This is a genomic window from Sulfurovum sp. TSL1, assembly GCF_019972135.1.
Classification (GTDB): domain Bacteria; phylum Campylobacterota; class Campylobacteria; order Campylobacterales; family Sulfurovaceae; genus Sulfurovum.
Genome location: NZ_BPFI01000001.1, coordinates 310,608 through 334,228 on the forward strand (window position 1 = coordinate 310,608; position 23,621 = coordinate 334,228).

The following is a 23,621-nucleotide window of genomic DNA, read 5'->3' on the forward strand; positions in this document are numbered from 1 at the left end:
GCAATCAGATAGTCACCAGAAGGAAACGGTGCGGCGATATCTACAACCTACTCCTCTGGAAGCTGTCTTCCCTGCAGGGCAGTAATTCCCAGATAACACCCTAGTAGACCAATCGCGAAGAGTATCAGCAGGATAATACTGTGCAGAACACCGGCGCTCAAAAGTACAGAGCCATCAACAACACCGCGCCACAACTGAGAACCCACGATAGAAACAAGCAACAGCCAGTAAAGATACGGAGTCCAGTAGAGTGGCATCGCCCAGAGCATCGCGAGTGTCATGCCGAACAGTACCGAGGCAATCGCCAATACCTGAAGACTCCAGGCTAACCAACCTACTGCGGGCAGGAACGCCAGCCAGGCCAAAAAAAGTAACGGCAATAGAACTTGTACTAAAAGAGTCAGTATCATGATTGGTCAGGCACACGGTTTTTTGACCAAAAAACAAGCAATAGTAGCGCTAAGACTGCATATCCAGATAGAAGAAATGGATACATGTCTGACGAAATGCCGAGCATCTCACCGGTAAAGTTCATCATTCCATGGAACACCAAAACCGCAATTATACTTCCTCCGGTGCTGTTATATACGTGAGTAATCAACACTGTCGTACAGACTATCATTGGTAGCCACCAATAAAGCTCTGGATTAAAGGTCGTGTTTGCATAGTAACCGGGAAACCAGACGAACGGCGCGTGCCAGATAGCCCAGACCGTACCGTTGATCAATCCTGCCGTAGTCGGGCCGAGGCGCTGCAGTAGTGTATCCAAGTAGTATCCGCGCAAACCGATCTCTTCGATGGCTGGAAAAACAAAGGAAAGGAGCACAAGAAACAAAAGCATGCCCGGATTTGAAAAAAGTGACCAATTCACATCGAGTGGCAAATTGGTGACACCTATCAACACTGCGAGACCAGCCATCGCCAGATCGAACGCCAGCCAGAACAAAAGGATTACCAGCCACCAGGAGGTGGGAATGCGCCGCCAATCGATCAGCCGTTGAGTCAGATCGAGGAGTTGCGCCTTGCCTCCCGTAAACACCGCCAAGCCAAGTCCAGCAATAAGCGGACTGGCGCCGCCGATCAGGAACCACAGAATGTTCGGAAAGGACCACACCGAAGACTCCGAGAGCAGCAAGGGTGTCCAGAACAGGTAAGCCCAGCCGAGATAGATCAGTGGAAAGGTGAGGATCGGGTGTGCGAGCACCCATTGACGCAATCCGGGGAATCGTTCGCGCGTATCACTCATGGGGAAACTCCACAGCCATTACATCAGCCACAAAAAACAGAAAATAGTGATCCATGTCAAAGTGGCTACCCACTCCGACGTGCGTGGGCAAGCGGAATCCGCTGAATGACCAAAACTCGGAGGGTATCTCTCCAAACGGTTGCAACTGGTGCTACTTCTCATAATTAGTGTTGCTCCATCGTTCAAAGCGGACCTGTGTTGACTGGCCATCCGGTGCCACCATGACATTGACAGACTGTGACAAATCCTGATGTCTTACGGTAAGCCTGGTGCAGTCCGTATCCACCCAGTACCGTGTCCAGCATTTGCTGTTCAAGTGGATTTGCCTTCTTAGGTAGATATTCATCTCTATTCTCACTCCATCACTTCATCGAGATGGCGACGTGGCGCTGCGTCAATTTCATCTTTCGGAAAACCTAGCCTTAGCAAGATTTGCGGAAACCCCTGTTGGCTCAATAGGTTTTGAAGTTTGGGGCGTAATGATGCAACTTGGATAGGTTGATTTAAATAAGACGCTTGCAGCCCCTGAGAGTGTGCAGATAGCAATATCTTTTCCAACGCTTGACCAGCTGCTAACCAATCCGCAACGTTGTCACCAGCGGTGCCTAGAACAGCAAGTATAGGGGATTCATCGGCTAGTTGCTTATCCTTTGCCCCCACTACTTTGCCTATGTCGAAAGTTCGAACAATGACTTGCGCGATGGGCGCAACGATTCCAGGTACAGTCAGACCGTCACCTCGACGGCGTGGGTGCATCCATGCAGCGAGCTCTCTTCGCCAACTGGGGTTTGACCACTGAATGGAATCGCCCTCTGCGACAAGCTCTGCCACCTTCTGACGATCGTCTTCCGAATCGATGACTTCGAGCCAGGAAGCTTCTTCCGATGCATTCTCACTCAATGAATCTAGAACCTCAGTCGGTATATCTCTCGATGCAAAACGTCTTCGATAGGTTCGACGCCACTCGATAGATTTAAATAGTCCAGATTCGTCCGTGGATAACGAATTTTCTTTGTTAAATGAGATTACGGCTAGCAGGTCATCATTACCAGAATCTGGTGTAATGTCGCAAGTCACACCAATCCCTCCATGAGCAGCCGCCACACGCAAATTCATCAGAGCACAGCCACAGCTTATAGTGAGTTCTCTATCATCTGGATCGTTAGCAGGAAGGGCTCGCGTCCTATCGGCAAATATGGAGACTGCGCCATCAGTAATCTCAAATCGCCATGGCTGCGTGTTGTGACTCGAGGGAGCGAGGACGGCATAGCTCAGCAATGATTTTATCTGTTCCGAAGTAACAGACGTTTTCCTTGAATTTATCATGGTTTCTCCTTTTAGCTAAAACACCTAGCGTCTGAGTTCACTGGTGTTTAATACGATGGCCGTTTTTGAGATAGCAAAAATGGGCAGCGGCTCAAACGTCCTGTACAACGATTTCTTAGCCTTTTGCTCATTGCTGCATCCAAAAGACAATACTAGGACTCAAAAAAAGTAACAGCATACCTACACCAAGTAAATTACCCTTAAGGGGATTAAAATCTTCGATGATTTTACTCCACTTAAATTTGAATACGTACCTCCCAAAATAGATGTCTAGGCCTAACATAATCACTAACCAAACAAAGCCTATTTTATAACAGTCAAAATAATTGACGGGAGAAACCCATGGCAAAGTCAGCCAAGAAATAGCGTATATTATTGTTATGCCTGAAAAAAAACTGATCTTTTTCGCGCGTTTTTTACCATATAAACGATGCAAAACTCGTACTCTGATATTGCCATTTATAACTTCACCAAAGGCAAGTAGCACGCCAACTACAAGAATTTTCAATAACACTATGATTGCCTCATCAGCCTAACTATTTATTAGGGGAACAAAGTGTCCCCTCTGCACAGATACATCGTATTAGTAGTATACAACAAATATCTAGCTATTTTAAACATTTCATTAAAAATGTGAAAAATTGATATATTTTATGATTTTCACATCACTATTAATAAAATGATAACTGTCGCTAATGACCTTTTAGTCCGAAATACACAAATAGTCGGACAAAGTGTTCCCCTATTTATCCATATCAGGCAATAGAGAACATATTGTCCTCTATTTTTTTGGGAGGCATCAGTGTCAAGATGAGTTGTACATCTGCTTATGTAATTACTTAAAAAATGAAAACCTTATAAAACCAGCCATATTGGAATATTTTATAAGGTTTTCTATTATGTCTTGAGTCTTTAAAATATGCAACGTATTGTATTGGATTTTAGCGTTTTCCTTGGAACAGATAATGTCATGGTAGATATCTACCATGAATCAACAAAAATCCCCTACGAAATATTTCTGTATCCGTATAAAATATGAGAAAAAATGAGGAACCAATGTTTAAAACCTATGATACTTTAGAAGAAGCAACACATACACAGCCAAGAGTCACGGCTTTGCTCGCCTGCCAGCACAACCTGATGCCGGCTTCATGGCATATGCCTGTCTCTAAGTCGCCTTTTCGCTATGCTGTGGCGGTACGTGAAGAGAACTACACCCATGCACTACTGGAAAAACATCGAAGCTTTACACTCAATTTCTTACCATTTGATCATTATGAAACTGTCAGCATGATGGGAAAAATACATGGTGACATCGAAGACAAATTGTCTAAAAGTGGCTTAGTGGTAGAGGGTATAGATAGCAATGAAAATGTATTACTCAGTGCTTCAGACTTTATCTATGAATGTAGGGTATGTGATACCTATAAAAATGGTGATCATACCATTTTTATCGCAGATGTTAGTAACATACATGTCAATGAAAAACAGAGTCACAAGCCTATGCTGTTTTCCGGTCGTGGGAAGTATGCGACAGTAGAAGAGACATTTACAGTACCAAAAAGGAGTATTGTATGACTTTAGAAGAAATCGAGTTTGAGTTTGAGCTGGCAGGATTGAGTAGAGAACAGCAAGTCAAATGATTATCATCTATTAAAAGAAATGGTTTTGATGCAAAAGCAGTGGATAAAAAATTACAACTTATGGGATTTGAACCGATCTTCACTATTTATGATGATGACTTGGACGATACCTATATAAAAAACGTTAAAGAGCAACAGTAAAAAAGTCGGTAAATCTCTTTAACCGACATAAACCAACTACAAAAACTTCTTTAAACACGATAATATATGAGATAAAGGAGTTTTCATGAAACCGTATATACCAAAAGCATTTAGTTTCGACCCGGATGAGAGAGGCCACTTTGGGAAGTTTGGAGGCAGATACGTCCCAGAGACACTGATGCCCATACTCATTGAACTAGATGAAGTCTACAAACAATACCGTTTTGACAAAACCTTTTGGAATGAGGTCAATGCACTCTACAAAGACTATGTAGGACGTCCATCACCTCTGTATAAAGCACAGAATATAAGTAGTGAAATAGGTGCAGAAGTCTATCTTAAACGTGAAGATCTCAACCATACAGGTGCACACAAGGTGAACAATACGATTGCCCAAGGTCTTTTGGCTAAACGTATGGGAAAAACGAAGATCATTGCTGAGACGGGCGCAGGACAGCATGGCGTGGCTACTGCAACTGTCGCAGCACTTATGGGGCTTGAGTGTGAGGTTTTTATGGGTGCAAAAGACGTAGAGCGCCAACAACTCAATGTCTTTCGCATGAAATTGCTAGGTGCAAAAGTACACGCAGTGGAGTCTGGCAGTAGAACACTTAAAGATGCCATGAATGATGCCATAAGACACTGGGTCACTCATGCCAGAGATACCTTCTATATCATAGGTACTGCGGCAGGGCCACATCCTTACCCTTTGATGGTACGTGATTTCCAGGCTATCATCAGTTATGAAGCCAAAGCGCAACTCTTAGAACAAGCGAATACGCTACCTGATTTTGTCATCGCTTGTATAGGCGGAGGGTCAAATGCCTTAGGTATGTTTGCCCACTTTATAGAAGAAGAAAAAACAGAGTGTATCGGCATAGAAGCAGGAGGTAAAGGACTGCAAAGTGGAGAACATGGCGCCTCATTGGCTTTGGGAAGACCGGGTGTACTGCATGGACAATTGAGTTATCTGTTACAAACTGACGAAGGCCAGATCAATGAAGCTTACTCTATATCAGCAGGGCTTGACTACCCCGGAATAGGGCCTGAACACTCATTTCTTATGGAGCAGGGTAAAGTGATCTATGACTCTGTAACAGATGATGAGGCTATGGATGCCTTTGTATGGCTCAGCCGAAGCGAAGGGATCGTCCCTGCGTTTGAAAGCGCGCATGCGATCGCCTATCTTAAAAAAATGCCTCAAGAGAAGATCAAAGGTAAAACGATCATCATCAGCCTTTCGGGCAGAGGGGATAAAGATATGATACAGGCTATGGAGATCTTGAAGCTGTGATCTTATGGGTATCGTGTGATACGTGATTGTGAAAAGGATGCATAAATCAAGTACGATTATTTTCATCTGGCCTATATATTGTATATGCCGGTAGTATATATTGGAAGTACAATGAGTGGCAATTTAGACCAATATATACAAATAATATGCCAACCTAGAGTGTTTAGGATCAATATTTTCTAAATGATATCAATTATTAATATTATATTAAGCTCACTTTCTATAATATTTGATAATTAATATCAAATAGGAGCAGATAATGACAGCATGTATGCCAAGAAAACAGGGCAAAGAAATCAATCAGGTTATAGATTTTATGCAAACGGTTCAACACAATTATAAGTTAAATTCCATTGTTATGAACCATATAGATATACACCAAAAAGACAGGTTCGGATATACGGCACTGTATTGGGCCATTTACCATCACAATATACATAATGTAAAGCTTTTACTGTATTATGGATGTACACTTGATGTTACAAACAACTCTAAAAAAGCACCTTTTTGTGCAGTTGATGCGAATGACCTTGAAGTTCTTACATACTTGGTGGACAATGGCATTGATATTTTTATGGAATATCAAGGAGAAAGTCTGTTTGAGTATGTTGAACGTTTGGGAAGTAAAGAGATGAAAGAGTATTGTAAAAAGATAGGTTTGATGAGGTCCGGAGGATAACTCCGCTATATAGTCCCCCCCCTTATATTCTGTCCCATCTTTATGGGTCAAGATGCTCCCGGTGCAGGTGTAGAATAGATATTTTTAATAGAGTAGGGGGAAAGTGATCTATGACTCACTTACCGATGATGAAGCGATGAATGCCTTTGTCTGGGTATGCCGAAAGGCAAACATTTTCTTCATTTCACGTTTCACAAAGTACACTGCGGGCATACTCAGAGGCCAAAACGGAAGTGAAAATATGATCTTATCACGCAAGAAAGAATGTGTTCCATCTATTGTTATAAAATGATGTTCGTGCCTGAAACTTTTAAAGGGCGAACGTGTAGCGACATCGACAATGAGATCAGGATAGCGGACTTCTTGAAATCTTAACTCCCAGACGAAGGAGAGCAATCCTTTCTTGATCCTTAAAATTGCTTCATTCCCTTCTTTTAGAGGTGTTTCAAGCTTCAAGATCTCTACACTCGTATTTTTCGGTGTGATAAGCGGGAGGTTCTTGGTATCCGCATGAAAATCAAACAGGGTTTTGACACTGCAAGGCATAGGCATTTCGAATATTAGTGTATGTTCCATAATATATATTATGACATAACCTATGGACATTTCGTATCGTATTCGTGTCGATTTATCATCTATTACAGGTACAGCAGGAGATATCGTCGGGGAAGCAGAGATGGTTGCAAAAGGCAATACGGTTATGATAGACTATACGATGCGTGTTCCATATAACGATTCAACGATCGATATCAGCGTACGCGACAGGTTACATCTTCAGGAAGATGGCGTGATACTGAACCACTCAAAAATGAAAAAATTCGGATTTGAGGTCCGAGAGCTTGTGATCATGATCATCAAGGATTTCCCTGCGGATAAAAAAGAGTAAAGGAGACAGCGTGCTAAAAGGTATCTTGTCGTTAGTGTTTATTTTGAGTGTACATATGTCAGCAAAGGAGGTACAGATGGAAACGGTCTATGATTTCAAGGTCAAAACCATAGAGGGGAAAGAGACGACGCTTGAACCCTATAAAGGCAAGGTGATGCTCATCGTAAATGTTGCCAGTAAATGCGGGTATACCCCTCAGTATGATGGGCTTGAAGCACTCTATAAAAAATATAAGGATCAGGGATTGGTCGTACTCGGATTTCCCTGTAACCAGTTTGGCTCCCAGGAACCAGGTTCGGAAGCAGAGATACAGAATTTTTGTCGTGTGAACTTTGGTGTGACCTTCCCCATGTTCTCCAAGATCAATGTCAACGGCGAAGAGGCACATCCGCTTTACCGGTATCTGAAGTCTGAACAACCAGGTATTTTAGGTACGGAAGCGATCAAGTGGAATTTTACTAAATTTCTTGTAGATAAAGAGGGTAAGGTAGTGGAGCGTTTTGGTTCATCGACCAAACCTGTCGAACTGGAAGAGAAGATAGAAGCACTACTCAAATAATAGTGAATCTGTGTGATCCTTATATTCATACCAACCCGGTGAAGCGCGGGTATGTAGATGTTGCCACTGACTGGAGATAAGTTGAGAAAGGAACTATGAGGGGCTGGATGGCTTACTGGATACCATGAATAAAAACAAGATACAATAATAGAATGGGAAGCAGTCGCTACATAAAAGAGGCTATGTGGATGAGGCAAAACTTTGGAGATACTCCAGTGCGAGAAATTATGAAGGCATTGAAGGGTTGGTAGAGATCGAACATTTTCAGTATACGACGAGAAAAGTGAAAAAAGGGATGATCAGATGAAACGAACATTGAGAGTTTTTGGAGTTGCAAGTGTTCTCTTTTACTCGGCTATTGCTCTTGGGGCAAAAGAGTATTCGGCTGATTCACTCAAGCGTGTTACAGAAACATTGGTCGCGCCACCGGCTGTCCCAAAACACGAGCAAGTGGCCAAGGGTGCGCCAAAGATTGTGCAGGTTCGTCTGGTGATCGAAGAGAAACTGATACAAGTATCGCCTGATGGAGCTAGTATTTGGGCGATGACATACAACGGGAGCGTGCCAGGTCCACTTATTGTCGCCCATCAAGATGACTATCTAGAAGTTACACTTGTGAATCCAAGCACAAATACACTTGAGCACAACATAGACTTTCATGCAGCGACCGGTGCTCTAGGTGGTGGCGATCTTACACATATTGATCCAGGTCAAGAGGCTGTACTCCGCTTGAAGCTTACCAAAGCGGGCGTATTTGTTTATCACTGTGCACCAGGTGGGAAAATGACCCCTTTTCATGTTGCTTCTGGAATGAATGGAGCGATTATGGTGCTGCCGCGCGATGGTCTTCGTGATACGCAAGGTGATCTTGTTCACTACGATCGCGCCTATTACATCGGCGAGCAGGACTTTTATATTCCAAAAGACAAGAAAGGTCACTATAAAAAGTACAAAACACCTGCAGAGGGCTTGGATGACATGCTTACTGTCATGCGTACACTTACGCCGACATTTGAAGTATTTAATGGCAAAGTGGGTGCGCTCACTGGAGAGAATGCACTCAAAGCGCAGGTTGGAGAGACGGTTCTTTTTATCCATTCACAAGCAAACAAAGATACCCGTATTCACCTCATAGGCGGTCACGGCGATCTTGTATGGAGAGACGGTTCCTTTACTGATACTCCTGCAAGCAATTTGGAGACTTGGGCTATACCCGCAGGAACAGCTGCCGCGATGCTCTACGAATTTCGTCAACCGGGAACCTACGTGTATCTCAATCATAACTTGATTGAGAGTATATTGCTTGGTGCTATGGCTGAGATAAAGGTGGAAGGCACATGGGATGACGACCTTATGAAGCAGATCGAAAAGCCTAGAGCCATCAAAAAATAATAAAGACAGTGGACTTTATATCATGAAAAACTCTCAGGAGAGAACGAGAAAATATGAATCTCATAGTTTGACACGCCTAACTCGTTACATATATGGAGAGGTTTTAATGATAATGCATCCCGCAAGCCGGGGCTTGGGGACGAGGGAAAATATAATTAGGCTAGGAACTAATCATTGAAAATGAAGATAAGTATTGCAAGCGATCATGCTGGTTTTAAATATAAAACAGAAATCAAAAAACATCTTATATCAAAAGGGTATGAAGTAACTGATTGTGGGACTCATTCAAATGAACCGGTTGATTATCCCGACTTCATTAAACCAGCAGCAAAATTGGTTTCTTTGGGAAAGACCGAAGTCGGTATCGTTTTGGGTGGCAGTGGAAATGGTGAGGCTATGGCCGCTAATAAAATATCAGGAATCAGATGTGCTGTTTGTTGGAACAACGAATCAGCGAAGCTGGCAAAAGCGCATAACAATGCGAACATAATATCGATCGGTCAAAAGATGGTTACCCTGGAAAAAGCCATACAAATTGTGGATACATGGCTAAACACTAAATTTGAGGGGGGCCGACACATCCCCAGAATAGATAAAATCGAGAAGGAATACTAAACATCTACAGATAAAAATCCAATGGTGTGTGATTACACAGGAAGTCCATACAGGTATACTATAGTAAGCAAAAAGGGATAGTATGAAAGTAGCACTTACCGGAGCAAGTGGGTTTGTAGGCTCAGCACTGCAAAGTCATTTTAAAGAGTGTGTTGTCATAGACAGGCAAGACGATATACCTGTGATAGTAAAAAAACTGGAAGAGGTTGATGTTGTGATCAATCTTGCCGGTGCCCCCATCATCAAACGCTGGAGCGACCCTTATAAAAAAATACTGATGCAAAGCCGTATAGAGAGTACGGAGCGTCTGGTGAAAGCGATCAACCAAAGCAATGTGAAACATTTCATTTCTACTTCAGCCATCGGCATCTATCCTGATAACAAAAAATGTGATGAACGCTGTACCCAGATCGCCGATGATTTTTTGGGTGAGCTTGCCCATAAGTGGGAAGAAGAAGCGATTTTGTGTGAAAAACCCACCACTATACTGCGTTTTGGTGTGATACTTGGCAAAGAGGGGGGTGCGCTGGCACAGATGCTTACGCCGTTCAAATGGGGTGTGGGAGGCATTATCGGTAATGGAAAGATGATGACCAGCTGGATAGCTATGGAAGATCTGATGCGTATCTATCAATTTATCATCGATAAGCAGTTGACGGGTGTTTATAATGCTGTTTCACCCAATCCTGTTACAAATTATGTATTGACCAAAGCCTTGGGAAAGGTTTTACATCGTCCTACCATTCTTCCTATTCCTGAATTTGCGTTGCGTATCATGTATGGTGAAGCCAGTTCTGTTCTGACAGGTTCAAAAGAAGTCTATCCCACTGCACTTCAGGAAAAAGGTTTTGTCTTTGAATATACAGACATAGAAAAAGCGCTAAAACACCAGTTAACCTAGGTTTTACAATGAATTGACATTATGAGGCTACGAACAGAAACCCTTTCTTTGTAAAATAAACAAAAAAGTGAGGTTCTCGTGAAAAGAGCTGTTGTATTAATGAACATGGGCGGTCCGAACAACTTGGATGAAGTAGAAGTTTTTTTGAACAATATGTTCAATGATAAACGTATTATTTCTGCGCCTAAACCGATTCGAATGATGATTGCCAAACTCATTACATGGCAAAGAAAAAAAGAAGCTAAAAGTAACTATGAAGCCTTAGGTGGAAAATCTCCTTTGGTAGGGTATACAAAACAACTCATTTCAAAACTTGAAGAGGGTATCGATGCGACTGTCCATATGGCAATGCGTTACACACCTCCTTATTCAAGTGATACACTCCAGGGACTTAAAGATGTAGATGAGATCTATGCGATTCCTCTCTATCCTCATTATTCTAGTACCACTACACTTTCAAGTATCGAGGACTTGGAAGAAAACATTAAAAAACAGGGTATTAATGCAAAGGTAAAGACACTGAATAGTTATTATCAACATCCAGATTATATTGCTGCAATGGTAGAACGTATTAGAGAAACACTTGCAAATGATGATCCACAAGCATTTGAATTGGTTTTTTCTGCCCATGGTTTACCACAAAAGATCATAGACAAAGGTGATGACTATCAGCGTCACATCAGATACAATGTATATCATGCCCGAAAAACATTACTGGAAGCAGGCATTCAGTTTCATAAGACCCATCTTGCCTATCAGTCACGTCTGGGACCACTGGAGTGGATACGTCCCTATCTTGTGGATAAACTCAAAAATCTGAAGATGAAAAAGGTTATTATCTACCCTATAGCCTTTACGATCGATAATTCTGAGACAGAATATGAATTGGATGTAGAATACAGAGAGGTCGCTGAAGAGATCGGGTTTGAGGAGTATCGTGTGGCAAAAGCACCTAATGACCATCCTTTATTTGTAAAGTGTATCGCAAATATCTATGAGAATATGAAAGCTTCCTGATGATCGAGTATGCAGTAGTTGGTTCGGGTATCGGTGGCAGTAGTATAGCCGCATATCTGGATGCCAAAGGGTATGAGACCGTTTTATTTGAAAAAGAACCCTACCTCGGTGGATGCAGTTCGACATTTAAGCACAGAGGCTATTTGTATAATACCGGTGCCACAACGCTTGCAGGCTATCAAGAGGGACATATTGTCAAATCAATGTTTGATAAAATAGGCTTTACGCCTGAGCTGATAGTTACGGATCCTTCCATCATCATTATACAAAATGGAAAGATCACACCTCGTTTTTCCGATCTGGAAGATTTTTTAGAGGTACTTGAACAAAACTATCCTCATCCTAAAAACCGTGAATTTTGGACACTGGTGTATAGACTTGGAAAAGAGTTTTATGCTTTGCATGGGCACTACTACTCTAATCGTTCATTATGGCGTAAACTTATTTCATTGACAAGTTTTTTCCCTTTATTGGTCAAATTTCAACGTTATTTACGGAGGAATGCCTATGATTTTATCAACGATTTTTATGGAGATATTTCTGAGGAGTATCAAAAATTTTTAGAAGCACAGATATTTATCGTTGCACAGGCTCATTCAAAAGAGATCAATTTTTTTACTGCAGCACTCTCTTTGGGATATTCGTTTAATGAAACACATTATGTGCCTGGAGGATTAGGGAGATTGTTTGAGCAGATGACAGCAAAAATGAAGCATGTCAAGCGTCGTACACAAATAGAAAGTATTGAACGACACAGTGATCATTTCACTCTTCATACTAAAAATGAGTCTCTAAAAGCCAAAAAAGTGATACTGAACAGTACCGTTTATGACAGTGGAAAACTTTTTAATGATGAAAAAATAAAGCACTATTATCAAAAGTATGAGACACTCAACAATCATCAAAGTTCCTTTATGCTCTATATGACAATACAAAGTACGAAGAAGTATGAACATCATTACCAACTGATACAGGAGGAACAATATACACACAGTATATCCAATGCAGTTTTTGTTTCTTTCTCGGATGTGACTGATAACATACTTGCACCTGAAGGGCACTATAGTGTGACCGCATCTATACATACGGACAGTAGATGGTGGGAAGACAAGAAAACCTACAAGAGCAAAAAAGAAGAACTTCAACGCCAAATGCTAAAGAGTATCTGTGATATACTTGATATCAATGAAAGCGAAATAGTACATCAGTTTGCAGCAACACCCAGAAGCTTTAAACGTTACATCAACCGTGCACAACTTGGAGGAAATGCTATCACTATGAAAAACTTCCTGCCAAGACTTCCTTCAAATGACACTACTATAGAAGGCTTATACCACGTAGGAGATACCGTGTACGCTGCACAGGGATGGCCTGGAGTAATGTTGGGTGTGGAAAACCTTAGAGGATTGTTGGATGTATAATATCGCTTTACGTATCAAGATACTTGACTGGCTTTACATTTTACTCATCGGCATTGTTTTTGCGATGTTGCTCTCTTCTTTGGGATACGTGCTTTTGGGACTTGAGTGGATCCACGGTGCGTATTTTGGTGCTATACTTGGTTTTTCTATCACATTTTTCTCTCTTTTGTTCATTACTTTTATGAATCAAACTATTTTACCAAAGATCTCAAAAATATTTTGGCTTCCATTAGCGATATTTTTCTCGTTTCTTTCTGGTTTTTTAGGTACCTTGTTAAGTACGAAAATTGCAGAACTATGGGATATAAATCTTATACCTCTCTTTCATACACATCCTGTACAAATAGCTGTTGCCATAGGTGTTCTGACGTATATTGTAGGTGCTTTACTGTATCGTTTTGTAAAGATGCGTAATGAAAAAGAAGAGGTTGACCATCATTATGTGCAAAGCCGTCTTCGCTCGCTCGAAACTCAGCTCAATCCTCACTTTTTGTTCAATGCTTTGAATTCTATAGCTGAACTTGTGCATCAAGACCCTAACAAGGCTGAGACCGCTATCTTGAAAGTATCTACTTTTTTACGCAATACGATGGATGAAAAAGCACTCATACTATTGAGTGATGAACTCAGAAATGTACGTGATTATGTGGCACTTGAGAATATACGTTTTTCGGGTAAGATCCATATGCAGATTGATGATCCTATGCCTAAGATAAAAGTACCGAAATTTTCTGTTCAGTTACTTGTGGAGAATGCTATCAAGCATGGTTTTATAGACAAAAAAATATTGGAAATATTTCTATCCTATGATAAGAGTCAAAATAGACTTATATTGAAAAATAATGGTAAAGCGATGAAAAGTACAAAATTCGGAACCGGTTTAACGAATTTAGCCCAGCGTCTCAAGCTTCTCTGTAAAGGAAAGATAGAGATTGCTGACAAAGAAAATCCCACATTTATGATTTATTTAGGAGACTGTTGTGAAAATACTCATTGTTGATGACGAAGCATTGGCGCTTGCCAGACTGAAGAGAATGCTCAATACATTAGGATATGAAGATGTCACAGAAGCAGACAATGCAGTAAGTGCACTCGAAGCGATCAAAGAGAATCATTTTGATCTGGCACTCTTGGATATTAACATGCCTGGAAGTAATGGACTGGAATTAGGGTATGAACTGCGTTATCATCAGGAGGACATAGCGATCATCTTTCAGACAGCCTATGATGAACATGCCCTTAAAGCCTTTGATATCGGTGCGGTAGGGTATTTGGTCAAACCTTTCAGTATAGAACAGTTAGAACAGTGTATAGCACGTGTTAAAGCGGAAAGTAAAAGCAGTCATGGTCTTCGTTTAATGAGTAAGGCGGGTGAGAGCTATTATCTGCTCAAACCAGAGGAGATCTACTATGTCAAAGCTGACCTAAGTGAAGTGATGTTGCGCTCTTCGAAGGGATTTTCATACTATGCACAGAAGATCTCAGATCTTGAAAAAAGATTACTGGTTTATGATTTTGTACGTATCCATAGATCCTATCTGATCAATATAAACAAGATCAAAGAGATAGAGACCATCGAACAGAGTAAACTGCGATTTTCATTTCAGGATATCTCTGATCAGATAGAATCCAGTAAAGATGGTGCAAAAGCATTTAGAAACCAGTTTTCTGTCTGAAATACTTTCACCCATGCTTCATGGATCAAATCATAGTGCTTGATGAAATCTATAACTTTAAAGTTATTTTGCTATGATCGTTCGCTATATCCAAAGGAATTAAGATCAATATGAATCCATATAACAGAGTTGTTATAAAAGTGGGAAGTTCTGTGTTAACAGAGAAGGGTGAGATCGCAAAAGAGCGTATGGTTAACCTTGTTTCTTTTATCGTAGAGGTTCGCAAAAAATATGAGGTTATATTTGTAAGTTCTGGTGCAGCTGCAGCAGGGTATACGGCTTTAAAACTAGATAAAAGAGAACATATCAGTAAGAAGGTCCTGGCTGCAATTGGACAGCCTATACTCATGAGCTCTTATAAAAGAAAGTTTGATATCTATGATACGGATATTGCTCAAATTCTTTTGACAGAAGATGATTTTGACTCTAGAAAACGTACAGAGATATTTAGGCAGATCATTCAAACATCATTTAAAGAAGATATTATTCCTATTATCAATGAGAATGATATCTCAAGTACACCTGATCAGATTTTTGGAGATAATGATCAGCTTGCAGCCAAAGTAACCCATTATACAAACTCGGATCTGTTAGTGGTTTTGACTGATAGAGACGGCTACTATGACAGCGATCCAAATGAAAACCCCAATGCACAAATTCTAAAAGAAGTGAATAGCATTTCTGAAGATGAACTTACTGCAGTATATAGACCCCATCATGAATTTACATCAGGTGGCCTATACACTAAGTTGGTTGCTGCAGATTTCCTGATCAATAAAAAACGAGAGATGTTTTTATGCAGCGGATTTGACCTTTCTACTGCCTATGAATATCTCATGGATGGCAAATATACGAAAGGAACACTTTTTAGAGCAAAGCACTAGTGTATCTTGATGACATAGACTTGTGAAGATCCAACTCACGCTTCTCATACTTCTTCACATCATCCTTTCATTTGAGTACACCTCAATAGTTACTCTTATAAACTATGTTTGTAGCTTATCTCTTGAACTATAAGCAATTATCTATGGTATCAATGTGATTATTGAATTATCTATGTATAATAGACTTCACATATAGAGTTTGAATCATAAAAAGGGTTATGAATGAATGATAAGATCAGAGAGCTTATAGAAGAGATAGATGCCATGAAGTTAAAGCTTGCAAAAGAGATCGACAAGCAAGAGAGTCATATCTCTTATGAGATCAAAAATGGCTATGTGACATTTGAACAAGAGGTTTTGGCCAAACAAAAAGAGAATATGAAAAATCTTTTAACCTGGTTTAGGGAAGTGCCTTTTTTGCATCTGCTGAGTTCACCTCTGATCTATGCGATGATCATACCCGCTGTACTTTTGGATATCATCCTTTTTGTATTTCAACATGTGATCTTCAGGATCTACAAATTTGAGTTCATCAAGCGAAGTGACTATATGCATTTCGACCATCGTTATCTCGGATATTTAAATCCGATCGAAAAGCTCAACTGCCTCTATTGCTCCTATTTTAACGGTCTCATGCTCTATGCTTCAGCTGTTGCGGGGAGAACGGAACTTTTTTTCTGTCCTATCAAACATGCAAAGAAGATCGTAGCGCAGCATCAGTATTATGATGAATTTCTCTTGTATGGTGATGAAGAAAATTATCAGAAAAAGTTAAAGGATCTTCGGGAAACCTCTCAAGAATAGTAAAATGGTGACCATTTAGATCACTAAAGGACGTTTTTTTGCTTTTGAACGTAATTTATTGATAGAATTTAGAAGAAAAGTGTGCTTGATGATCCAGATCTCAAATTTATATTTGTAGGGAAAATCCATGATAAGCAAGCCTATCAGGATGGTCAGTATTCCCTGTCCCGGTAAAAAAAGCAGGGCGATACCACCTAGTACAAGCATCACTCCAATGATATTTTTAAGTAATATAAATATAAACCGTACGATTTTCGGCTGGTCACCCCATAGAAGCTTTTGACGTTTTGGGTGGGTAAAATAATCTGCAGGTATTTTAGTCACTATCCAGGGGATCAGTAGTATCGAGGCGATAACGCTAATGATCGACACTAGCGTTGACCAAAACAATAGATTTTCATGATTATCAATAAACTCCATCATTGCATTTTTTCTGTTTCTCTATTGTCGCATCAGCGCCGGTACTGCTGTAAAGCGTACATATAGGAGTTGCGTTCATAGGCAGCCGGGTTATCGGTATGGGCCAGAGAGATACTTCCTTTCATCTGTGAGATGGAGTCGTATTCATTCGCTTGCATCCACTGGATGAGCTCATTGAGTATGATTGCTGCCTGGGCTTCCCCTTTGGTAAGAAGTACAGAAGCCAGCGCCACTGCATCTGCTCCGCTCATGATGGCTTTGAGCACATCTTCCCCGCTGTGTATCCCGGTGCCCGCACACATTGAGCAGGAAAGCTTGTTATGTAGGATCGCACACCATCTTAAGGTTTCACTGATATTTGCAGAGCGGGTGATATTGGCACACTGTAAGGGAGTAAGAAGTTCAAGGTCCACATCCACGCGTGTAGGATTGTCAAAAATGGTCAGACCGTTGGCTCCGGCTTCCACAATGCGTTTTGCCATATTGGCAGGGCTGGAAAAATAGGCGTTCATCTTGACATTGAGGGGGATGGATATGTGTTCTTTTACCTGCGCTACCGTATCGACATACATCTGCTCTACGATATGTCCCTCCATATCAATAGATGTGGGAATATAGGTGATGTTCAGTTCCAAAGCATCTGCACCGGCTTCTTGCAGTTTTTTGGCGTATTTCACCCATCCTCCAGCCGAGACACCGTTCAGACTCGCGATAACCGGGATATGAACAGATTCTTTGATCTTTCTGATCTCTTCAAGATAGTGTTCAGAGTGAAGATTCTCAAAATCCACTTCATTGGGCAGATACGTGGTCGCCTCTGGATTTGAATTGTTGTGAATGTGTAAAAAGTGGTCGATCTGACGGATCTCATGGTTGATCTCTTCTTCGAAGAGTGAATGCATGATCACAGCGGCTATACCGCTCTCTTCAAGCTTTTTGATACTCTCCAGAGAGGCCGTTAACGGCGAAGCGCTGGCAATAAGGGGATTTTTCAATGTCAATCCCAAATGTGTCGTAGTTAGATCCATGGTCACACCTCCTTTTGTCTTGGCTGGTAATATTCATACAGGTTTTGGTACCGTTTGTAGAGACTCTGGGCCGTATGTGCCGCAGTTTCCAGGTAGGATTCTGCAGATTCAGCATTCATCTTCTCAACCATTTTAAATCGTGTTTCGCGATACATAAAGTCCTTGACATCTATTTTAGGTCCTTTGTAATCAAGTGTCATCGGGTTTTCCCCTTCTTTGATCTTATCGGGATCAAAGCGGAAGATCGGCCATAAACCACTGTCAACCGCGCGTTTTTGCTGATCAAAACCGTATTTGAGATCATAGCCGTGTGCGATACATTGTGAATAGGCGATGATGATGGAAGGGCCGTCATAGCGTTCTGCTTCAACAAAGGCTTTGACCGTGGCTTTGTCATTCGCACCCAATGCGACTTTTGCCACATAGACATTTTCGTAATTGATGGCCATTGCAGCGAGATCTTTCGGTACGCCTGCCTTTCCTTCTGCTGCAAACTTCGCCACAGCACCGGTCAAAGTAGCCTTGGACTGCTGGCCACCGGTGTTGGAGTAGACCTGGGTATCGAGTACCAGAATATTGACATTTTTTCCGCTGGCAAGTACATGGTCCAGGCCGCCATAGTCGATATCATAAGCCCAGCCGTCTCCACCGATGATCCAAACGGATTTTTTCACAAGATAATCTGCGATCTCATGTAGTTTTTTTGCTTCATTGTCTTCACGTTCAGCAAGAGCAGATTTAAGCAGTACAATCCGTTCTCTTTGCTGGTTGATCTCTGTTTCATTGTTCTGAGAAGCACCGAGTATCGTTTCAACAAGTGTTTTGTCCAGACCGTCCTGAAGTCCTTGAAGCAGGCTTCGGGCATGATCTACATGGTTATCGATGGCAAGGCGGAAGCCAAGCCCGAACTCTGCATTGTCTTCAAAGAGTGAATTGGACCATGCCGGTCCGCGTCCTTCATCATTTTTTCTCCATGGGGTCGTAGGAAGATTCCCTCCGTAAATGGAGCTGCATCCAGTGGCGTTGGCAACGACCATCCTGTCACCGAAAAGCTGTGTAGCAAGTTTAATGTACGGAGTCTCTCCGCACCCCGCACATGCACCGCTGAATTCAAAGAGAGGTTCAAGGAACTGTGACTCTTTCAGGTCATCATGGTCAAGTTGTGAACGTTCGATCTTCGGTAGTGAAGCAAAATAGTCCCACTGTGTGATCTTTTGCTCTTTTATGGCATCAAGCGGTGTCATATTGATGGCTTTGAGATTGGTCTGTGATTTGTTTTTGGCCGGACAGACTTCAGTACAGAGCGAACATCCTGTACAGTCCTCGACCGCTACTGAGATATTGAAAAGATCATTTTCACCGAATTTCTTCCCCTTTGCCAGTTTGGAGAGAAACCCTTCAGGCGCTTCTTGCATAAAGGAAACATCAAAGACATTAGAGCGTATGACCGAGTGGGGGCAGGCAGAGACACATTTATTGCACTGAATGCAGGTATCATGGTCCCAGACAGGCACTTCATGGGCGATGTTACGTTTTTCGTACTGTGTCGTCCCTGTGGGCCACGTTCCGTCAGCCGGAATCTTGGATACTGGAAGTTCATCTCCCATGTAGGCGCTCATTTTTCCGATCACTTCAGAAATGAACGGTGTCAATACACCTTTGAGCACAGGCCGAAGTTCTTGGGTACTCTCTGCCTGTGTGGGAATATCGACTTCATAGAGATGAGCAAGGGCATTGTCCACGGCGGCAAAATTCATCTCTACGATCACATCACCTTTTTTCCCGTAACTTTTTTGTATCGAGTGTTTTATTTTTTCAATGGCTTCATCTCTGGGAAGAATGCCGCTGATGGCAAAGAAACAGGTCTGCATTACAGTATTGATCCGTGACCCCATGTTGCTTTCTTTGGCCACACTGTAGGCATCAATGACATAAAATTTCAGCCCTTTGTCGATGATACGCTTCAAGGTCACACGGGGAAGATGCTGCCATACTTCCTCTTTGTTGTGAGGGGTGTTCAGCAGAAAAACGGCACCTGGTTTAGCATACTTCAGCAGATCGAGTTTTTCAAGAAATACTGACTGGTGTACGGCGATAAAGTCCGCTTCTTGTATCAGGTAACTGGAGTGGATCGGATCGGGACCGAAACGCAGATGAGAGATGGTCATGGAACCCGATTTTTTGGAGTCATAGACAAAATATCCCTGGGCATAATAGTCTGTCTCTTCACCGATGATCTTGATGGTATTTTTGTTCGCACCTACCGTACCATCCGAGCCCAGTCCGTAAAAAAGGGCTTGAAACTGGGTAGGGTTTTTTAAGATGAAATCATGATCATAATCAAGTGATGTATGGGTGACATCATCGTCAATGCCTATGGTGAAATGATTTTTCGGAGACGCTTTGGAAAGTTCCTTGTAGATCGCAAGGATCATGGCGGGTGTGAACTCTTTGGAAGAAAGGCCGTAGCGGCCTCCGATGATAGTCGGCAGCCCTGTAGAGAGTTGTGTACGCTGTTCAAACAGTGCACTTACTACATCATGATAGAGCGGTTCGCCCAGGCTTCCTGACTCTTTGGTACGGTCCAGTACTGCAATTGACTTCACTGATCTTGGCAGTGCATCCATGAATGCATCGATGGCAAAAGGCAATGCCAACCGTACCTTTATCATGCCTACTTTTTCACCTTGAGCGTTCAGATAGTGCACGCTCTCTTCTACGGCTTGGGTACCTGACCCCATCAATACGATCACTCTTTCAGCATCTTCAACACCGACATAATCAAAAAGCCGGTAGGATCTTCCTGTGAGACCGGCAAAGGCATCCATCTGCTCCTGCAAGATTTTCGGCAGAGCCTGATAATACTTATTGACACTTTCACGTCCTTGAAAATAGACATCGGGATTTTGTGAGGTACCTCGTAGTACAGGCGTATCAGGTGTCAGGCCCCGTTTCCGGTGTGCCGCAACCAGATCTGGGTTGATCATTGCTTTAAGTACGTCATCAGGGAGTTTTTCGATACGACTTACCTCATGTGAGGTTCGAAAACCGTCAAAAAAATGTAAAAAAGGAATACGTGCATGCAAGGTCGCCGCTTGTGAGATAAGCGCAAAATCATGGGCTTCCTGTACAGAACTTGATGCAAGCAGGGCAAATCCGGTCTGTCTTACCCCCATGACATCCTGATGATCACCAAAGATGGAAAGTGCCTGGGCTGCAAGAGATCTGGAGGCAACATGGAATACCGTTGAAGTGAGTTCCCCTGCGATCTTGTACATATTGGGTATCATCAGCAGCAGCCCCTGAGAAGCGGTAAAGGTTGTGGTCAGTGCACCTGCTTGCAATGCGCCGTGAACGGCACCGCTTGCACCTCCCTCACTTTGCATTTCATAGACTTGGGGGATGGTACCAAAAATGTTTTTCTGTTTTTTTGAACTGTAAATGTCACTGAATTCACCCATGGCAGAAGCAGGGGTGATAGGGTATATGGCAATGACTTCATTGATCTTGTGGGCGACCATGGCAACGGCTTCATTGCCGTCAACCATCATAGTGGAACGTTCTTTCATCATTATATTCCTTTATTTATCGTCAAAAAAATTCATATAATATATTGTAGAGTGAAAGGGTACAATATAAACGCATTAAATACTATTTTAAAAATGACTTGTATGGGTCCTTTTTATATTGTAGCATTTCTCCCTAAAATATCTGTATGCAATGATGGTCAAGATTTTGGGGAAGGGGTACAGTCGTCTCTTTTATAAAACTTCTACAAAATGATTCATACGTTGTTTTGTGATTTAGCACTTATTTGTAAGCATATATTTTAATTTTTACACTAATTTTACATATTTATTGTAGAGTATTATCGTCAAAATATTTTAAAAATTATTTTATTATATTCAAATAAATAATGAATTAATAATTTTATCTTCAAGTATTTTATCAAATAAGGTTTGCAGTTGGAATGAAAAATGAAAATTCTAAAAAAATAAAATTGCTAGAGTATAACGTACAACACTCTATGGATATTAGAGAAAAACCTCATATAGATATTGAACAGACTCAACTGCTTAACGAGTACAAAAAAGCGGTCGATCAGAGTACTATCGTATCAAAGACTGACAAGAATGGCGTTATTATATATGTTAATGATGCATTTGAGACCGTATCAGGGTATTCAAAAGATGAACTTATAGGTGCTTCACAGAGTATCATTAGACATACAGATACCCCTTTAGAGACTTTTAAAGCTATGTGGGAGACGATACTCAACAAACAGCCTTGGCATGGTATTCTAAAAAACCGTGCAAAAGATGGTAGCGCTTATTATGTGGATACGACCATCTCACCGATTTTGGGAACCAATGGTGAAATAGAAGAATTTATTGCTATGCGTCATGACATCACAAAGATATTTGAACAAGAACAGCTTATCAATAGACAGTTTACCGATGTTCTTACAGGTTTACCGAACCGTCTCAAACTCCTTCAAGAGCTTGAAAAAGAAGATTATAAGGAATTAATTCTCTTTGATCTTGATGCCTTTCAGGATGTTAACAAACTTTATGGGCAGGCTATAGGAGATGAGATACTCAAAAGAGTTGCTCTTTATATCACAGAAGTCTTCAGCAAAAAGAAGAAGCAGGTTTACAAATTGCCTGGAGATGTATTTGCTATTCTCTGTTTTGATGCATGTGTTGAAGACGCTTGCAAAGAAATCATCAGCACTTTCATTCAAGAGTTTTCCGAGAATCTTTTTCAGATCGGCGAACATGAGATCTATTTGAGCATAGCAGCCGGAGTAGGCTACGGAAAGAATAGTGACATACTTATCAATGCAAATATCGCACTTAATAATGCCAAGAAGCTTAAACTACCGTTTTCCTTTTACAATCTAACAGAAGAAGAAGAAGCGTACTATGTTCATAGCCATAAGATGATTAAAACACTTAAATATGCAATCTTAAACGATCTCGTCATCCCCTATTTTCATCCTATTTATAACAGCCAAACATGTAAAATAGAGAAATACGAAGTATTGATGCGTATCATAAATGAAAATGGAGAAGTTGTTGATCCCTTGTCATTTTTAGATATCTCCCGCAAAATAAAAATTTACCCTGAATTAACGAAAATCATTATTCGTAAAGCATTTGAAATGTTTCAGGACAAAGATATGATTTTTACCATTAACATTTCCATAGATGATATTCGAAACACGCAAACACAAACCTATATCATAGATATGATCAGTAGATTCAATAGACCACATAATATTGTTTTTGAGATTATTGAATCTGAAGAAATAGAGGACTACGGTCAAGTGAAAGCATTCGTTAAAGAATTAAAAAAATACGGAGTAAAGATTGCTATAGACGACTTTGGCTCAGGATATTCAAACTTTATGCATCTGCTGGAGCTGGATATAAACTTCATTAAAATAGATGGCTCTATTATCAAAAATATCCTTCATGATCAGAATTCGCAGATACTTATCGAGAGCATTGTGTTCATGGCAAATAAGCTCAACATAAAAATTATTGCCGAATTTGTTACTTCAAAAAAAATATTTGATGTAGTTACCTCTCTAGGTGTTGATTATACACAAGGAGATTATATTGGCAAACCAAACCCGGACTTGCCGAATTTGATGAGAAAGATAAGTTGATATCTAGGCAGCTAC

Annotated in this window: 25 protein-coding genes; 16 read left to right on the plus strand and 9 right to left on the minus strand. The window is 41.2% G+C overall.

What is annotated here, in order from left to right; translation table 11 throughout:
* Window positions 1–47: 47 nt before the first annotated feature.
* The 5 genes from LDM98_RS01570 to LDM98_RS01590 all read right to left on the minus strand — a co-directional run bounded on the left by LDM98_RS01570 (window position 48) and on the right by LDM98_RS01590 (window position 3,086).
* Entirely contained in the window at window positions 48–281 is a 234-nt protein-coding gene (locus LDM98_RS01570; RefSeq protein ID WP_223897547.1) for a hypothetical protein, read from the minus strand.
* A 125-nt stretch (window positions 282–406) separates the two neighbouring features.
* Window positions 407–1,246: a CPBP family intramembrane glutamic endopeptidase gene (locus LDM98_RS01575; protein ID WP_223897550.1), complete on the minus strand. Its 840-nt coding sequence runs from the start codon at window positions 1,244–1,246 to the stop codon at window positions 407–409.
* A gap of 151 nt (window positions 1,247–1,397) precedes the next feature.
* Window positions 1,398–1,562 carry a hypothetical protein gene (locus tag LDM98_RS01580; protein WP_223897552.1) on the minus strand — a complete coding sequence of 55 codons (165 nt, stop codon included), beginning with the start codon at window positions 1,560–1,562 and terminating at the stop codon, window positions 1,398–1,400.
* A gap of 38 nt (window positions 1,563–1,600) precedes the next feature.
* Window positions 1,601–2,572 carry a nitroreductase family protein gene (locus LDM98_RS01585; protein WP_223897554.1) on the minus strand — a complete coding sequence of 324 codons (972 nt, stop codon included), beginning with the start codon at window positions 2,570–2,572 and terminating at the stop codon, window positions 1,601–1,603.
* Between the two features lie 127 nt (window positions 2,573–2,699).
* The gene (locus tag LDM98_RS01590) at window positions 2,700–3,086 is read right to left on the minus strand and encodes a hypothetical protein (RefSeq protein ID WP_223897556.1); all 387 of its coding nucleotides are present in this window, start codon (window positions 3,084–3,086) and stop codon (window positions 2,700–2,702) included.
* A 521-nt stretch (window positions 3,087–3,607) separates the two neighbouring features.
* On the opposite strand from LDM98_RS01590, the gene LDM98_RS01595 reads away from it, so the two are divergent.
* From LDM98_RS01595 to LDM98_RS01605, 3 genes are all read left to right on the plus strand, one after another.
* Complete coding sequence (locus LDM98_RS01595) at window positions 3,608–4,150, plus strand: flavin reductase family protein (RefSeq protein ID WP_223897558.1); 543 nt, start codon at window positions 3,608–3,610, stop codon at window positions 4,148–4,150.
* Window positions 4,151–4,441: 291 nt separating this feature from the next.
* A complete protein-coding gene (gene trpB, locus LDM98_RS01600; RefSeq protein WP_223897560.1) occupies window positions 4,442–5,650 on the plus strand; it encodes a tryptophan synthase subunit beta in 1,209 nt (402 codons plus the stop codon).
* A 259-nt stretch (window positions 5,651–5,909) separates the two neighbouring features.
* Complete coding sequence (locus LDM98_RS01605; protein ID WP_223897561.1) at window positions 5,910–6,329, plus strand: ankyrin repeat domain-containing protein; 420 nt, start codon at window positions 5,910–5,912, stop codon at window positions 6,327–6,329.
* A gap of 108 nt (window positions 6,330–6,437) precedes the next feature.
* Here LDM98_RS01605 and LDM98_RS01610 read toward each other — a convergent pair whose 3' ends face one another.
* Window positions 6,438–6,905 carry an SRPBCC family protein gene (locus tag LDM98_RS01610; protein ID WP_223897563.1) on the minus strand — a complete coding sequence of 156 codons (468 nt, stop codon included), beginning with the start codon at window positions 6,903–6,905 and terminating at the stop codon, window positions 6,438–6,440.
* A 22-nt stretch (window positions 6,906–6,927) separates the two neighbouring features.
* Between LDM98_RS01610 and LDM98_RS01615 the strand changes: the two genes are divergently transcribed.
* From LDM98_RS01615 to LDM98_RS01665, 12 genes are all read left to right on the plus strand, one after another.
* Window positions 6,928–7,215, plus strand: a complete 288-nt coding sequence (locus LDM98_RS01615; protein WP_223897565.1) for a DUF3833 family protein — start codon at window positions 6,928–6,930, stop codon at window positions 7,213–7,215.
* A gap of 76 nt (window positions 7,216–7,291) precedes the next feature.
* Complete coding sequence (locus LDM98_RS01620; RefSeq protein ID WP_223899054.1) at window positions 7,292–7,774, plus strand: glutathione peroxidase; 483 nt, start codon at window positions 7,292–7,294, stop codon at window positions 7,772–7,774.
* A gap of 184 nt (window positions 7,775–7,958) precedes the next feature.
* Complete coding sequence (locus tag LDM98_RS11750) at window positions 7,959–8,081, plus strand: hypothetical protein (protein WP_255593169.1); 123 nt, start codon at window positions 7,959–7,961, stop codon at window positions 8,079–8,081.
* Entirely contained in the window at window positions 8,078–9,166 is a 1,089-nt protein-coding gene (gene nirK / locus LDM98_RS01625) for a copper-containing nitrite reductase (RefSeq protein ID WP_223897568.1), read from the plus strand. Before LDM98_RS11750 ends, nirK begins: the two co-directional genes overlap by 4 nt.
* Before the next feature lie 180 nt (window positions 9,167–9,346).
* Entirely contained in the window at window positions 9,347–9,781 is a 435-nt protein-coding gene (rpiB, locus tag LDM98_RS01630; RefSeq protein ID WP_223899055.1) for a ribose 5-phosphate isomerase B, read from the plus strand.
* An 82-nt stretch (window positions 9,782–9,863) separates the two neighbouring features.
* Window positions 9,864–10,682, plus strand: coding sequence for a TIGR01777 family oxidoreductase (locus tag LDM98_RS01635; RefSeq protein ID WP_223897569.1), 819 nt, complete (start codon window positions 9,864–9,866; stop codon window positions 10,680–10,682).
* A gap of 78 nt (window positions 10,683–10,760) precedes the next feature.
* Window positions 10,761–11,699, plus strand: a complete 939-nt coding sequence (gene hemH, locus LDM98_RS01640; RefSeq protein ID WP_223897571.1) for a ferrochelatase — start codon at window positions 10,761–10,763, stop codon at window positions 11,697–11,699.
* Window positions 11,699–13,120, plus strand: coding sequence for an NAD(P)/FAD-dependent oxidoreductase (locus tag LDM98_RS01645; protein WP_223897573.1), 1,422 nt, complete (start codon window positions 11,699–11,701; stop codon window positions 13,118–13,120). The genes hemH and LDM98_RS01645 overlap by 1 nt, the downstream gene beginning before the upstream one ends.
* Window positions 13,113–14,120, plus strand: a complete 1,008-nt coding sequence (locus LDM98_RS01650; protein WP_223897575.1) for a sensor histidine kinase — start codon at window positions 13,113–13,115, stop codon at window positions 14,118–14,120. Before LDM98_RS01645 ends, LDM98_RS01650 begins: the two co-directional genes overlap by 8 nt.
* Window positions 14,101–14,796: a LytTR family DNA-binding domain-containing protein gene (locus tag LDM98_RS01655; RefSeq protein ID WP_223897577.1), complete on the plus strand. Its 696-nt coding sequence runs from the start codon at window positions 14,101–14,103 to the stop codon at window positions 14,794–14,796. Before LDM98_RS01650 ends, LDM98_RS01655 begins: the two co-directional genes overlap by 20 nt.
* Before the next feature lie 110 nt (window positions 14,797–14,906).
* On the plus strand, window positions 14,907–15,680 hold the full coding sequence (proB, locus tag LDM98_RS01660) for a glutamate 5-kinase (protein ID WP_223897579.1): 774 nt from the start codon (window positions 14,907–14,909) through the stop codon (window positions 15,678–15,680).
* Window positions 15,681–15,902: 222 nt separating this feature from the next.
* The gene (locus tag LDM98_RS01665) at window positions 15,903–16,484 is read left to right on the plus strand and encodes a hypothetical protein (protein ID WP_223897581.1); all 582 of its coding nucleotides are present in this window, start codon (window positions 15,903–15,905) and stop codon (window positions 16,482–16,484) included.
* A 15-nt stretch (window positions 16,485–16,499) separates the two neighbouring features.
* Here LDM98_RS01665 and LDM98_RS01670 read toward each other — a convergent pair whose 3' ends face one another.
* Genes LDM98_RS01670 through nifJ form a run of 3 tightly spaced genes read right to left on the minus strand, consistent with a single transcriptional unit; the run spans window position 16,500 to window position 21,504 of the window.
* A complete protein-coding gene (locus LDM98_RS01670; RefSeq protein ID WP_223897583.1) occupies window positions 16,500–16,904 on the minus strand; it encodes a PGPGW domain-containing protein in 405 nt (134 codons plus the stop codon).
* A gap of 32 nt (window positions 16,905–16,936) precedes the next feature.
* The gene (locus tag LDM98_RS01675) at window positions 16,937–17,932 is read right to left on the minus strand and encodes a dihydroorotate dehydrogenase-like protein (protein ID WP_223897585.1); all 996 of its coding nucleotides are present in this window, start codon (window positions 17,930–17,932) and stop codon (window positions 16,937–16,939) included.
* 2 nt (window positions 17,933–17,934) lie between these two features.
* Window positions 17,935–21,504, minus strand: coding sequence for a pyruvate:ferredoxin (flavodoxin) oxidoreductase (nifJ, locus tag LDM98_RS01680; RefSeq protein ID WP_223897587.1), 3,570 nt, complete (start codon window positions 21,502–21,504; stop codon window positions 17,935–17,937).
* A 398-nt stretch (window positions 21,505–21,902) separates the two neighbouring features.
* On the opposite strand from nifJ, the gene LDM98_RS01685 reads away from it, so the two are divergent.
* Entirely contained in the window at window positions 21,903–23,606 is a 1,704-nt protein-coding gene (locus LDM98_RS01685; protein WP_223897588.1) for an EAL domain-containing protein, read from the plus strand.
* The last annotated feature ends 15 nt before the right edge of the window (window positions 23,607–23,621 follow it).

Bases quoted from the DNA above. Each gene is read 5' to 3' on its own strand.
- LDM98_RS01570 (WP_223897547.1), bottom strand. From the start codon at position 281: ATGACACTCGCGATGCTCTGGGCGATGCCACTCTACTGGACTCCGTAT.
- LDM98_RS01575 (WP_223897550.1), bottom strand. From the start codon at position 1,246: ATGAGTGATACGCGCGAACGATTCCCCGGATTGCGTCAATGGGTGCTC.
- LDM98_RS01585 (WP_223897554.1), bottom strand. From the start codon at position 2,572: ATGATAAATTCAAGGAAAACGTCTGTTACTTCGGAACAGATAAAATCA.
- LDM98_RS01595 (WP_223897558.1), top strand. From the start codon at position 3,608: ATGAGAAAAAATGAGGAACCAATGTTTAAAACCTATGATACTTTAGAA.
- trpB (WP_223897560.1), top strand. From the start codon at position 4,442: ATGAAACCGTATATACCAAAAGCATTTAGTTTCGACCCGGATGAGAGA.
- LDM98_RS01605 (WP_223897561.1), top strand. From the start codon at position 5,910: ATGACAGCATGTATGCCAAGAAAACAGGGCAAAGAAATCAATCAGGTT.
- LDM98_RS01610 (WP_223897563.1), bottom strand. From the start codon at position 6,905: ATGGAACATACACTAATATTCGAAATGCCTATGCCTTGCAGTGTCAAA.
- LDM98_RS01615 (WP_223897565.1), top strand. From the start codon at position 6,928: ATGGACATTTCGTATCGTATTCGTGTCGATTTATCATCTATTACAGGT.
- LDM98_RS01620 (WP_223899054.1), top strand. From the start codon at position 7,292: ATGGAAACGGTCTATGATTTCAAGGTCAAAACCATAGAGGGGAAAGAG.
- nirK (WP_223897568.1), top strand. From the start codon at position 8,078: ATGAAACGAACATTGAGAGTTTTTGGAGTTGCAAGTGTTCTCTTTTAC.
- rpiB (WP_223899055.1), top strand. From the start codon at position 9,347: ATGAAGATAAGTATTGCAAGCGATCATGCTGGTTTTAAATATAAAACA.
- LDM98_RS01635 (WP_223897569.1), top strand. From the start codon at position 9,864: ATGAAAGTAGCACTTACCGGAGCAAGTGGGTTTGTAGGCTCAGCACTG.
- LDM98_RS01645 (WP_223897573.1), top strand. From the start codon at position 11,699: ATGATCGAGTATGCAGTAGTTGGTTCGGGTATCGGTGGCAGTAGTATA.
- LDM98_RS01650 (WP_223897575.1), top strand. From the start codon at position 13,113: ATGTATAATATCGCTTTACGTATCAAGATACTTGACTGGCTTTACATT.
- proB (WP_223897579.1), top strand. From the start codon at position 14,907: ATGAATCCATATAACAGAGTTGTTATAAAAGTGGGAAGTTCTGTGTTA.
- LDM98_RS01665 (WP_223897581.1), top strand. From the start codon at position 15,903: ATGAATGATAAGATCAGAGAGCTTATAGAAGAGATAGATGCCATGAAG.
- LDM98_RS01670 (WP_223897583.1), bottom strand. From the start codon at position 16,904: ATGGAGTTTATTGATAATCATGAAAATCTATTGTTTTGGTCAACGCTA.
- LDM98_RS01675 (WP_223897585.1), bottom strand. From the start codon at position 17,932: ATGGATCTAACTACGACACATTTGGGATTGACATTGAAAAATCCCCTT.
- nifJ (WP_223897587.1), bottom strand. From the start codon at position 21,504: ATGATGAAAGAACGTTCCACTATGATGGTTGACGGCAATGAAGCCGTT.
- LDM98_RS01685 (WP_223897588.1), top strand. From the start codon at position 21,903: ATGAAAAATGAAAATTCTAAAAAAATAAAATTGCTAGAGTATAACGTA.